9 protein-coding genes are annotated in these 12,785 nt (G+C 71.2%); 5 read left to right on the top strand and 4 right to left on the bottom strand.

Annotated features, from left to right (window positions below):
• Positions 1–7: 7 nt before the first annotated feature.
• Entirely contained in the window at positions 8–1,471 is a 1,464-nt protein-coding gene (locus ON27_RS13805) for an aminotransferase class I/II-fold pyridoxal phosphate-dependent enzyme (RefSeq protein ID WP_043725755.1), read from the bottom strand.
• Between the two features lie 106 nt (positions 1,472–1,577).
• Here ON27_RS13805 and ON27_RS13800 point away from each other — a divergent pair, with 106 nt between their 5' ends.
• The 5 genes from ON27_RS13800 to ON27_RS13780 all read left to right on the top strand — a co-directional run bounded on the left by ON27_RS13800 (position 1,578) and on the right by ON27_RS13780 (position 10,794).
• Entirely contained in the window at positions 1,578–2,768 is a 1,191-nt protein-coding gene (locus ON27_RS13800; protein WP_043725753.1) for a zinc-dependent alcohol dehydrogenase, read from the top strand.
• 94 nt (positions 2,769–2,862) lie between these two features.
• On the top strand, positions 2,863–7,482 hold the full coding sequence (locus ON27_RS13795; RefSeq protein WP_051046531.1) for a cation-translocating P-type ATPase: 4,620 nt from the start codon (positions 2,863–2,865) through the stop codon (positions 7,480–7,482).
• A gap of 71 nt (positions 7,483–7,553) precedes the next feature.
• The gene (locus ON27_RS13790; RefSeq protein WP_043725750.1) at positions 7,554–9,335 is read left to right on the top strand and encodes a thiamine pyrophosphate-requiring protein; all 1,782 of its coding nucleotides are present in this window, start codon (positions 7,554–7,556) and stop codon (positions 9,333–9,335) included.
• A gap of 19 nt (positions 9,336–9,354) precedes the next feature.
• Entirely contained in the window at positions 9,355–9,915 is a 561-nt protein-coding gene (locus tag ON27_RS13785; RefSeq protein WP_043725748.1) for a hemerythrin domain-containing protein, read from the top strand.
• Between the two features lie 39 nt (positions 9,916–9,954).
• Complete coding sequence (locus ON27_RS13780; RefSeq protein WP_043725745.1) at positions 9,955–10,794, top strand: SDR family oxidoreductase; 840 nt, start codon at positions 9,955–9,957, stop codon at positions 10,792–10,794.
• Positions 10,795–10,873: 79 nt separating this feature from the next.
• Here ON27_RS13780 and ON27_RS13775 read toward each other — a convergent pair whose 3' ends face one another.
• The 3 genes from ON27_RS13775 to ON27_RS13765 form a co-directional block, all read right to left on the bottom strand.
• Positions 10,874–11,104 carry a DUF6480 family protein gene (locus ON27_RS13775; RefSeq protein WP_043725742.1) on the bottom strand — a complete coding sequence of 77 codons (231 nt, stop codon included), beginning with the start codon at positions 11,102–11,104 and terminating at the stop codon, positions 10,874–10,876.
• A 176-nt stretch (positions 11,105–11,280) separates the two neighbouring features.
• On the bottom strand, positions 11,281–11,550 hold the full coding sequence (locus tag ON27_RS13770) for a hypothetical protein (RefSeq protein WP_373282765.1): 270 nt from the start codon (positions 11,548–11,550) through the stop codon (positions 11,281–11,283).
• Between the two features lie 35 nt (positions 11,551–11,585).
• Positions 11,586–12,785 (bottom strand): phospholipase D-like domain-containing protein (locus ON27_RS13765; protein WP_043725733.1); only part of this gene is annotated, 1,200 nt, incomplete at its 5' end.

Genomic DNA, 12,785 nt, shown 5'->3' with positions numbered 1-12,785 from the left:
ATTCGGTTCATGCTCGGGCCACGACACGGATCGTGCGCAGCTCGGGATCGGTGGCGTCGGGCACGTTCATTCCCGCGTCGAGTCCGGTGCGCAGGTAGTCGACGACCGCCGCGTCGATCCGTTCGCCGGGCACCACCACCGGTATGCCCGGCGGGTACGGGGTGAGCTGCTCGGCGGCAACGCGTCCCACGGCCTCGCGCGCGTCCACCGCCTCGACCGGGCCGAAGAACGCGTCGCGCGGCAGCATCACGGTGTCCAACTGCAGGTCTCGCGGCGCGGGCAGATGGATGCGGGGCGGGCGGGGATCGGTCAGCTGGTCGCGCCACGCCGCGACGCCGTCGACCAAAGTGTCGATGGTGTCCTTGTCGTCCGCCAGCGACAGCGTGGCGAGCACGCGGCGGTGATCGCTGAGGCCCACGTCCAGGCGCCGGTGCTCGCGCAGCCAGTCCGCGGCCTGATAGCCACTGGCCCCGGTGCCGGACACATCCATCAGCACCTGGAGCCGGTCGAGGTCGTGCGAGGCTTCGGTGCCGAGCAGTTCGTCCTCCAGCACCACGATGCCGGGGATCTCGGCCAGTTGCCGCCTGGCCTGCTGGGCCACGCGCAGCGCCGCGCCGAGCAGTTCGTGCCCCTGCTCGACCATCTGCCGGCGCCAGCCGTCGAGCGCGGCGTAGACCAGCACGTTCGGGCTGGTGGTCATCAGCAGGTCGGCGCATTCGCTGAGCCGGATCGGATCGATGAGATCGCCTTGCAGGTGGAACACCGAGCCCTGTTCGAAGCCGGCGCCCATTTTGTGCACGCTGACCACGCAGACGTCCGCGCCCGCGTCCATCGCCCAGGTCGGCAGGTCCTCGTGGAACGGCAGATGCGCGCCCCAGGCCTCGTCGACGATGAGCGGCTTGCCGCGCTCGTGGCAGACGTCGGCGATGGCGGAGATGTCCGCGCAGGTGCCGTAGGGGCTCGGGCTCACGATCAGCGCGCCCGCGGCGTCGGGGTGCTGCTCCCACGCCTGGCGCACCTGCTGGGGTGAGGGCGGGTGCGAGAGATGGTGCTCGGCGTCCCATCGAGGCGTGATCCAGTGCGGCTGCACGCCGGAGAAGATCAGTCCGGCCACGATCGACTTGTGGCTGTCGCGCGGGACGAGCAGGCCGCCGTCGTGACCGCCCGCGACCGCCATCATGGCCGCCTTCACCGAGAGGGAACTGCCGCAGGTGGAGAAGAACGCGGATTCCGCGCGCACCGCGTCGGCCATCAGCGCCTCGGCGCGGGTGAGGTAGCCGCCGCGCGCGAGCCGGTCGTCCAGGCCCGCGACGGCCAGCACGTCGGAGGCGAAGGCGTCCCGGCCGATCACGTTCAGCACGCGTTCGTCGGTTCCGCGTCCCTGGCGATGCCCGGGGGGCGTGAAGCCGTACCGGCCCAGCCGGTGATAGTCGGCAAGCGCTTCCAGCAGAGGAGCTCGTGTATGGTCCACGGCTTCCGCCTACCCTGCCGCCGGTGGGGCAAACCGGGCGAAGTTTCGGGCAGGGGTGCCCGGGTAGCACGGGGAAAGTACCGACCCCGACCGGAGGAGCGCCCGGATGAAGGCAGTGACCTGGCAAGGACGACGCAAAGTGGCCGTGGAGACGGTGCCGGACCCGCGGATCGAGGCGCCGACCGACGCGATCATCGAGGTCACCTCCAGCGGCATCTGCGGATCCGATCTGCACCTGTACGAACTGCTCGGTGCGTACATGAGCAGCGGCGACGTGCTCGGCCACGAACCGATGGGACGGGTGGTCGAGACCGGTTCGGCCGTCACCCGGCTGGCGCCCGGCGACCGCGTCGTGATCCCGTTCCAGATCAGCTGCGGCGACTGCTTCATGTGCCGGACCGGTCTGCCCACCCAGTGCGAGACCACCCAGGTCCGCAAATACGGTTGCGGCGCGGCGCTGTTCGGCTATTCCAAGCTCTACGGCCAGGTGCCCGGCGGCCAAGCGGAGTATCTGCGCGTGCCGCACGCGGACTTCACCCACGTCGGAGTACCCGACGGACCGCCCGACTCGCGATTCCTGTACCTGTCCGACGTACTGCCCACCGCATGGCAGGCGGTGGAATACGCCGCGGTGCCCGAGGGCGGATCGGTGACCGTGCTCGGTCTCGGACCGATCGGGGACATGGCCTGCCGGGTCGCGGCACATCGCGGCTATCGCGTGATCGGCGTCGACCGGGTGCCCGAGCGGCTGGCGCGCGCGGCCGAACGCGGCGTCGAGGTGATCGACCTGGAGTCGGTCGACGAGCCGGTCGGCGACATCGTCCGCGGCTGGACCGACGGCCGGGGCACCGACTCGGTCATCGACGCGGTCGGGATGGAGGCCCACGGCTCACCGCTCGCCTCGATGGCGCAGCGCTCGGCGGCGTTGCTGCCGGATGTCGTGGCGCAGAAGGTGATGGACACCGCGGGCATCGATCGGCTCGCGGCACTGCACTCCGCGATCGACATCGTCCGCCGCGGCGGCACGATCTCGCTGATCGGCGTCTACGGCGGCATGCTCGACCCGCTGCCGATGCGGGTGCTGTTCGACAAGCAGATCCAGGTGCGGATGGGACAGGCCAACGTCAAACGGTGGGTCGAGGACATCATGCCGCTGCTGAGCGACGGCGATCCGCTCGGTGTGGAGACCTTCGCCACCCACCGCCTTCCGCTGACCGACGCCGCGCGGGCCTACGCCATGTTCCAGCAGAAAACCGACGGTGCGGTGAAGATCGTCCTCGACCCGACCGCCCACTGACCGGCGCAGCGGGTCTGCACCGGACCCAGCCGCGGTCGTCCGCGACCGCGGCGGGTCCGGTTTGCTCTGTCCGTGCCTGGGTAGCTCGCCGGGTATGAGCTTTTTACTACGCGGAGTCGTCTCGCCGTGGTGGCTCGAGGCGCCGACCTCCGTCGCGGCGGAGATGGCCCGTGCGGGTGTGGAGAAGGCCGTCGACCTGGGAACCAAAGCGGCACAGGCGCCGGTGCAGGTGGTGGCGGCGGGTGCGCGAGCGGGTGCGTCGCTGTTGAACCTGCGCCGCGACGAGGAGTTGCGCGACGAATTGGCCGCGCTGGTCGATCCGCACGCGCTGCGGTCGCGCCGCCGGGTCGCCCTCTACGAGGACCGCGCCACGGTCGAGGTCAGGGGCTTGGACTCCGGCAAGAGCGAAGCCGTCACTCGAGCGCTGCACCGAACCCTGGACACTCGCCGCGACGTGCGCTGGTGGCGGGTCAACGCGGTGACCGGTCGCGTCGTCGCCGCGCTCACGCACGGTGCGGCCGACCTGCCCGCCCTGGTCGCGGCGATCGAGTCCGTCGAGGCCGACACCGCCGTCGGCGACCTGGACTGGAGCCGCGGCTGCGAGCATCCCGGCGATCGGGAACCGTTGCTGGCGGCCGGAATCCAGGTCGCGGGCGACGTGTGCGCGATCGGCCTGTCCACGGTGAGCGCGGTGCTGCCGCTGCGCGCGCCCGCCCGGGTGCTGCGCGCGGCCGCCGCCTTCGTCGACACCCAGCCCCGCCTGCGCAAACGGCTGGAGGAACAGCTCGGCCGCCCACGCACGGACCTGGTACTGACCACGGCCAACGCCATCGGCAACGCCCTCGGCAACAGCGCCGCGGCGGGGACGGCGAACCTGCTGGTCGACGCGGTGCACCGCAGTTTCACGCTGACCGAGTCGCTGACCAGATACGCGCAGTGGCGCATCTGGGAGGCCGAGATCGACCGGCGTCCCGCGGAAGTGTGCGAACCGCTGTCGCCGCCGGCCCGCGTGGTGGACATGCCGCAGGGGCCTATCGAACGCGTCGCCGACGAAACGGCCGCGGGCGCGCTCGCGGGCGCGGTCACCTCGATCCTGGGCGGTCGTGGCCTGCTGGGCGCGGCCGACGCGCTGGAACTCGGCGCGCCCAAGGCGGCACGGGCCAGCCGGGAAGCCTACGGCGCCATCGTCTCGACGGTGCTGGGCCGGGCGGGGGTGCTGACGATCCACCCGCGGGTCTGGCGGCGGCTGGACCGATTGTCGGCGCTGGTCGTCGACGGAGAGTCGCTGCTCACCACACGCCGGACGGTGCTCGACGCCGAAACCATCGATGCCGAATGGTCGGTCGCGCGGGTGTGGAGCGTGAGCCAGCGACTGCTGTGGGAGCAGGAGACCGCCGAGGACGCCGAGGACGACTCGCGGGCCAGCGGTCTCGCCCCGGTTTCCGGCGGCCACCGGCGGCTGGTGCACCCGACGACGGGAAAGGCCGACCAGGGCGGGACGCGCCGCCCGGTGTGGCGGGAACTCCACGACAACGGCACACCGGTGGGGCGGGTGCTGGTCGGACGGGAACTCGACCGGCGCGCCCACGCCGTGCTGGGCCGCGCCCGCAGCGCGGGCCTGCGCGTCACCCTCGTCGCGGGGGAGGACGCCGCCGAGTTGCGCTCGCTGGCCGACGAATTCGTCTCTCCGGCGCGCTCGATGAGCAAGCTGGTCCGCACGTTGCAGCAAGACGGTCACGTCGTGGCCGTGCTGAGTCCCCGCGCGCACCGGGCACTGGCGTTCGCCGACGTGGCCATCGGACTGGCCACCCGCGAGAACAACGCACTGCAGATGCCATGGACCGCCGACGCGGTCTGCCGCGATCTCGAGCAGGCGCTGCGGGTACTGGCCACCGTGGGCCCGGCCCGTCAGGTCAGTGAACGCGGCCGCTCGCTGGCCCTGTCGGCGGCCGCGCTGGGCGGACTGCTGCTGGCCGTCGCCCCGGGCAGCGCGGGCAGGTCCTCGCCCATGACCGCCGCCCACTACACCGGCCTGCTCAGCGGCGCCTACACCGGATGGCGTTCGGCGCGCACGCAACCGCCGGCCACGCTCGCCCCGCTGCTGCCCTGGCACGCCTTGGAGCCCGACGAGGTGCTCAGCCGGTTGCCCGAGCCTGTCGCGCCGGACGAGCGCGCCCAGCCCGGTGCCGCGGCCCGCATCCCCGGCGTGAGCGTGGTCGCCTCGGCGGCGTCGTTCGCCGGACAGTTGCGCCGCGAACTGTCCGATCCGCTGACTCCGATCCTCGGGGTCGGCGCGGTCGCCACCGCCGTGCTCGGCGCGCCGTCGGACGCGGTGCTGCTGTCGTCGGTGCTCGCGGTCAACGCGCTGGTCTCCGCGTGGCAGCGCCAGCGCGCCGAAGACGCGCTGCATCGTTTGTTCGAGCGCGAACAGCTCACCGCCCGGGTGATCGATCGCACCGAACTGGACGCGAGCGAACCGGACGAACGCCAGGTGCCCGCGAACCTGCTGGCGCTCGGCGACGTGATCGTGCTGCGCGCCGGCGACGTGGTTCCCGCCGACGCGCGACTGCTGCGCGCCGACGACCTGGAGATGGACGAATCCGGGCTCACCGGCGAGTCGATCACCGTCGACAAGCACGTGCCCGCGACGCCGGGCGCGGCGGTGGCCGACCGCGCCTGCATGGTCTTCGACGGCAGCACCGTGGTCAACGGAACCGGCCGCGCGGTCGTCGTGGCGGTCGGCTCCGACACCCAAGCGGGCCGCGCCGCCGCCGGGGCGATCCCGCCGGAAAAAGGCGGCGTGCAGGCGCAGCTGCGCCGCTTGACCGACCGTGCCCTGCCGCTGACCTTGACCGGCGGCGGTGTCGTGACCGGGCTGGGAATGCTGCGCGGCAGGCCGCTGCGCACCGCCATCGCCGACGGCGTGGCGGTTGCGGTCGCGGCGGTGCCCGAGGGACTGCCACTGGTGGCCACCGTCGCTCAGCTCGCCGCCGCCCGCAGGCTCTCCCGGCACGGCGTGCTGGTGCGCGCCAGCCGCACCGTCGAGGCGCTGGGCCGCGTGGACACCCTGTGCTTCGACAAGACCGGCACCCTCACCGAAGGGCGGTTGCGGCTGACCACGGTCGCCGACCTGGACGCCCAGTGGGCCCCGGACACCGACTCCGAGGACGCTCGCCGGCTGCTGCGGGCCGCGGCGCGCGCCTGCCCCGACCCGGCCGAGGGCCCGATCGTGCACGCCACCGACCGTGCGGTGCTGGATGCCGCGGACGAGGCGCTCGGCGACGACGTCCGCCGTTGGGATCCGATCGAGGAGATCCCCTTCGAATCCAACCGCGGCTACGCCGCCACGCTCGGGCACACCGCCCACAAGCTGCGGCTGATCGTGAAGGGCGCGCCCGAGGTCGTGCTGTCGCGCTGCACCAAAGTGCGGTCGGACGACACCGATCACCCGTTGGACGAGCGGGTGCGCGAGCGCGCCGAAAAGGCCGTCCGCGATCTCGCCCAGCAGGGCCTGCGGGTCCTGGTGGTGGCCCGGCGTGACCTGCCCGCCGAACCCGACGACGTCGAGGCGGCGGTGGAGGAACTCACCCTGCTCGGTTTCATCGGTCTCGCCGACGCCCCGCGCCCGCAGACGTTGCCGCTGGTGACCGCGTTGCAGCGCAACGGCATCAGTGTGCGCATGATCACCGGCGACCACCCGGTGACCGCGGCGGCGGTGGCCCGCCAACTCGGCATCGAGGCGGGGCAGGTGGTGACCGGCGCGGATCTGGACGGTCTGGACGAGACCGCCCAGGCGGAGCTGATCGAACACGGCACGGTCTTCGCCCGCGTCGCTCCGGAACAGAAGGTGCGCATCGTGGCGGCGCTGCGCCGCGCCGGTCACGTCGTCGGCATGACCGGCGACGGCAGCAACGACGCGGCCGCGATCCGCACCGCCGACGTCGGAATCGGTTTGGCCGCACAGGGTTCGGTCGCCGCCCGCAATGCCGCCGACATGGTGCTGACCCGTCCCGACCCGCTGGTGCTGCTGCACGCCCTCGTCGAAGGACGCGGCATGTGGCAGCGGGTCACCGACGCGGTCGGCGTCCTGGTCGGCGGCAACGCGGGCGAGGTGGCGTTCACGCTGTACGGCACCGCCGTCAGCGGACAGGCGCCGCTGGGCACCCGGCAGTTCCTGCTGGTCAACATGCTCACCGACATGTTCCCGGCGATGGCGCTGGCGCTGGCGCGGGACGCGGACGCGGTCGACCCCGACGACGCCGACGATCCGCGATCCCAGGCGCGGCGGGCGGCCGAACGGCTCGCCGACCTGCCGCGCGCGCACCTGGGCACCGACCTGCTGCGCACTCTCGGCGTCCGTGGCGTCGCCACCGCCACCAGCGCGTCGGTCGCGTGGACCCTCGGTCGCGTGACCGGCACGCAACGCCGCGCCGCAACCATCGGCCTGGTCGCGCTCATCGGTACCCAGCTGGGGCAGACGCTGGTCTCCGGCTACCGCAGCCCGCTGGTGTGGATCACCACCGCCGCCAGTGGCGCGGTACTCGGCGCGGTGGTGATGACGCCGGGGCTGTGCACCTACTTCGGTTGCCGCCCGCTGGATCCGGTGGGGTGGGGCATCGCGACCACGTGCTCGGTGACCGCCACCGCCGCCGCGGCGCTGCTTCCCGGACTGCTGTACAAGCCGGACGCCGCCCAGGAACCGGCCACCCGCTGATTGGGGCCGCGACGCCCGGGTACCCGCCCGGCGACGGACCCTGCCACCGGCACATGGACAGGAGGAACCCGATGGCTCGACAGGTCGGCGACTACGTGGTGCAACGCTTGCGGGAATGGGGCGTCGAGCAGGTTTTCGGCTATCCCGGCGACGGGATCAACGGTCTGATCGCCGCTTTCGGCCGCGCCGACGACAAACCGGCGTTCATCCAAGCCCGCCACGAGGAGATGTCGGCGTTCCAGGCCACCGGATACGCCAAGTTCAGCGGCAAGGTGGGCGTGTGCACCGCGACCTCGGGGCCGGGGGCGATCCATCTGCTCAACGGCTTGTACGACGCGAAACTCGACCACGTTCCGGTGGTGGCGATCGTCGGGCAGACCGCCCGCAGCGCGATGGGCGGCAGCTACCAGCAGGAAGTCGACCTGCAGAACCTGTTCAAGGACGTCGCCTCGGACTACCTGGTGGAGGTGAACGTGGCCAGCCAGCTGCCCAACGCGCTGGACCGCGCCTTCCGGATCGCGGCCGCGCGCCGCGCCCCGACCGCGGTGATCCTGCCGTCGGATCTGCAAGAAGAGCAGTACCGGCCGCCGGAGCACGCGTTCAAGCAGGTGCCCTCGAGCCCGCCCGGAACGGCTTCGGCGCGAGTGATTCCCGCCCACGAGGACATCCGGCACGCGGCGGAGGTGCTCGACGCCGGATCGAAGGTGGCGATCCTGATCGGGCAGGGCGCCCGCGCCGCCGCCGACGAGGTCGTCGAGCTCGCCGAGCGCACCGGCGCGGGTGTGGCGAAGGCGCTGCTGGGCAAGGACGTTCTGCCCGACGATCTGCCGTTCGTCACCGGCGCGATCGGATTGCTCGGCAGCAGGCCCAGTTACGAGCTCATGCGCGACTGCGACACGCTGCTGATCGTCGGCTCGAACTTCCCCTACAGCCAGTTCCTGCCCGAACTCGGACAGGCGCGCGCGGTGCAGATCGATATCGACGGCACCATGATCGGCATGCGGTACCCGACCGAGGTGAACCTGGTCGGCGACGCGAGATCGACGCTGGCCGAATTGATTCCGCTGGTGCGGCGCAAGGACGACCGTTCCTGGCGGGAACGGATCGAGAAGAACGTCGCGCGCTGGTGGCAGACGATCGAACGCCAATGCCTGCTGGACGCCGACCCGGTCAACCCCATGCGGGTGGTCTGGGAGCTGTCCGAACGCATCCCCGAGGACGCCATCGTCACCGCGGATTCGGGGTCCTCCACCAACTGGTACGCCCGCTGCCTGCGCATGCGCGGCCGGATGCGCGGGTCGCTGTCGGGCACGCTGGCCACCATGGGCCCCGGCGTGCCCTACGCCATCGGCGCCAAGTTCGCCCACCCGGACCGTCCGGCGATCGCGCTGGTCGGCGACGGCGCCATGCAGATGAACGGCCTGGCCGAACTGCTCACCATCGCCCGCTACCGCCCACGCTGGAGCGACCCGCGCCTGGTCGTGTGCGTGTTCCACAACAACGACCTCAACCAGGTCACCTGGGAGCTGCGCGCCATGGGCGGCGCACCCAAATTCGAGCAATCGCAAACCCTGCCCGACGTCTCCTACGCCGAGTTCGCGCGCACCGCCGGCCTGACCGGGATCACCGTGCGCACACCCGAGGAACTCGGCCCGGCCTGGGACAGCGCCTTGCACGCCGACGGCCCGGTGGTGCTCGACGTCCACTGCGACCCCGACGTGCCGCCGATCCCGCCGCACGCGACCTGGGATCAGATGAAGGACACCGCCGAAGCCGTGCTGCGCGGCGACCCGGACGCGTGGCACCTCATCGCACAGGGCGCGAAGACCAAAGTGCAGGAGTTCATTCCGTAGCGACAGAAACGAGTGTGCGATGACCGATCAGGATGTCGTCGAACTGCTGACCGCCCAGCACGAGGAGATCTTCGGGCTGCTGGCGCGACTGAAGGCAGGTGACGGCGCGAAACAGGATCTGTTCACCGAGCTGGTGCGGTTGCTGGCCGTGCACGAGAGCGCCGAGGAAGAGGTGGTGCATCCGGTCGCCGGGCGGGCTCGCTTCGGCGCCGACGCCGACATCGTGCAGCCGCGGCTGAAGGAGGAGAACGCCGCCAAGCGCGCCCTGGCCGACCTGTACGACCTCGGGGTGGACCATCCCGATTTCGATGCCGAACTCGCGAAGTTCGCCGACGCCGTCGCCGAGCACGCCGCGCACGAGGAGACCGAGGAGTTCACCTTGCTGCGCGCGCAGTTCTCCAGCAATCAGCTGCGGCGAATGGCGGGCTCGGTGCGCGCCGCCGAGGCCGTGGCGCCCACCCGCCCGCACCCGCACGCGGGGGAGTCCGCGGCCGCGAACATCCTGGCCGGGCCGCCATTGGCGCTGTTCGACCGGGCCCGCGACGCGGTGCGCGACTGGCGCCAGAAACAGGACATGTGAACCACCCGTAACCCCGACGCGGAGAAGGAGGAGACCGACATGGGGTTTCCCGAGCAGCAGCAAGAAGTTCCCGGCGTCCAGGCCAGGATGACCCCGGTGCCGGACTGCGGTGAGGACAGCTACCGCGGGTCCGGCAAGTTGACCGGCAAGGCCGCCGTCATCACCGGCGCCGACAGCGGCATCGGGCGGGCGGTAGCGATCGCCTACGCGCGCGAAGGCGCGGACGTGCTGATCTCCTACCTCGACGAGGACGAGGACGCGAAGGAAGTCGCCGACCTGGTGACGGCGGCGGGCCGCAAAGCGGTGCTCGTGCCGGGCGACCTGTCCGACGCCGCGCACTGCCGGGCCGTGATCGATCGGGCGGTGCGGGAATTCGGGAAGATCGACGTGCTGGTCAGCAACGCCGCCTTCCAGATGACGCACGAGACCCTGGAGGAGATCAGCGACGAGGAATTCGAGCACACCGTCGAACTGAACATCAACGCCTACTTCTATCTGGTGAAGGCGGCGCTGCCGCACATGCCCGCCGGCTCGTCGATCATCGGCAGTTCCTCGGTGAACTCCGATATGCCCTCGCCCACCCTGGCGCCGTACGCGGCGACCAAGGCGGCCATCGCGAACTTCTCCGCCAGTCTCGCGCAATTGCTGGGCGAGCGCGGAATCCGGGTCAACAGTGTCGCGCCCGGCCCGATCTGGACACCGTTGATCCCTGCCACCATGCCCGTGGAGAAGGTCAGCCGATTCGGTGACGACACGCCGCTGGGTCGTGCCGGTCAGCCCGCCGAACTGGCCTCCACCTATGTCCTGCTGGCTTCCGACGACGGCAGCTACATCTCCGGCGCCCGCATCGCGGTCACCGGCGGCAGGCCGATTCTGTGACGTCGCGAGCACGGATGCGGGCACGCTGACCCGCGCGGTCGGCCGGTCCATGGATCGGCCGACCGCGCGCGGTGGCGGCTCACAGCATCGACACCACGATGCCGACCGCGGCGGCCACGAACAGCAGGATCACCACAGCCACGATGAGCATCGCCACCACCCCGGTCACGGGAAAGTGATGTCGGGTGCTCGGCTCCGGCGCCGACAGCCCTGAGGTCTGGGGCGTGTCGGGCGGAGTGGAGCCGGGCGGCACCCCACCGCCGGGTTCCAGATCGGGAGTTTTCGCCGGATCGGGATCCATCGCGCTCATAGCCGCTTCCTACTCGCCGTCGTTTCCTGGTACCTCGGGTGCGCCGGGCCGCTTGCCGGTCCTCTTGCGATACAGGATCACCGCGCCGACCAGCACCGCGAGTGCGAGAATCACCAACAGTTCCATGCCAGGGGCCTACCCGGTATCCGCGCGCCCAATCGGCGCGGCGTCCGCGCTCATTCCCGGACGATGACGTAGTGACCGGCGGTTTCCTGGAACGCGACCGCCTCGGCGATCGCCAGCACCAGCAACGACGACCACAGCTGCGCCAGCGCGGCGGTCAGGATCAGCGCGACGGCCGTGAGCTGGGCCGCGCCCCGCACGGCCGCGCGCGGCGCCACCGACATCCGCCCCAGCCCGGCGACCCGGTACACCACCGCCGCGCTCACGACCATGACCGTGCACAGCACCACCAGCCCCGCCCCTGGCGTTATGACCGCAGTCATCCGAGCACTCTCTCACGCGCGGCTCGCGCCGGAGGTCAGCGCACCGCGACCGCTGTCTTCAACCTGCGGATACCCCGGCTCAGCGATAAGTTGTCCCACGGGCTCGGTGGCGTGCGCTCGGGATCCATCAATTCGTTCTCCGCGAGCGGGCTTTCCTCGTCTTCGACGGTCTCCGGCTCGAACCGCACCAGCGTGCGGCCGTCGCCGCGCAACCTCTCGACGGTGCGCAGCAGCGACGACGTCTCGGCCAGTGTGGCGTCGAACCTCGCGGGGTCGGCACCGAGATGCTCGCACAGCAGCTGCCGCCGGATACCGGAGATGGTGTCGCGCAGCCGTTCGCCGTCCGAGGTGGCGGGAGTGACCTCGACGGCCAGATCGCATTCGGTGTCGAAGCCCATCGAACGGTTGTTGAGGTTCGACGACCCCACCCGCAGCAGCCGATCGTCCATCACCAGCACCTTGGCGTGGACGTAGACCGGCGCGCCGGCCTCGGCGACGGGGTAGTAGACGCCCAGCCGGTTCCCGGTATCGGCCTTCCACAACAGATGCAGCAAGCGGCGCCGAGCCCCGTCCATCGCCTGCTGCTCGAGCCACCCGTCGGCGTGACGCGGCAGCACCAGCACGATCTCCGGACCGTCCGGCTCGCGCAGCCGCGCGGCGATCGCCTCGGCGAGGGTGCGCGAGGCCAGGTACTGGCTCTCGATGTAGAGCGACCGCCTGGCGCGCGCGATCGCCGCCAGATACAACGCCTCGATCTCCCGGACTTCGGCGCGGTCGGCGAGTTCGGGGAAAGTCCGCGCGATACCCACCTCCACCGACCTCATCGTCGGCTCCAACCCCTGCGGCCACGGCGTGTCACCGGCGATCTCGCCGACCGCCGCCAATTGCTGTCCCGTCGCCGCTTTCCACCGGGCACGGGCCAATTCGCCGATCGCCTTCGCCGCGTCGCCGTCCACGGCGGTGGTCGCGTCGTGCCACGGTCCGTACCGGTTGCCGTTCGGCGCGGTCCGGTAATGGTTGTCGTCGCGATGGTCGCTGGTGTCCCAGCGATCGACGGTCATGTCGATACCACCGCAGAACGCGAGCGCGTCATCGATCACCACGATCTTCTGATGGTGCGCCGACCCGATCGGGTGCGCGCCGTCCATTTCCAAGTGCAACCGCCGATCGGTCATCCAGTTGACGACGAAGATCGGTGTCATCCCACGGCTGATCGCCGCGAACGCGCCGACATT

Origin of the sequence: Nocardia asiatica NBRC 100129 (genome assembly GCF_000308415.1) — a bacterium.
Classification (GTDB): Bacteria; Actinomycetota; Actinomycetes; order Mycobacteriales; family Mycobacteriaceae; genus Nocardia; species Nocardia asiatica.
The sequence above is the reverse complement of the archived record's forward strand: the minus strand, read 5'-3'. Positions and strand labels throughout refer to the sequence as shown.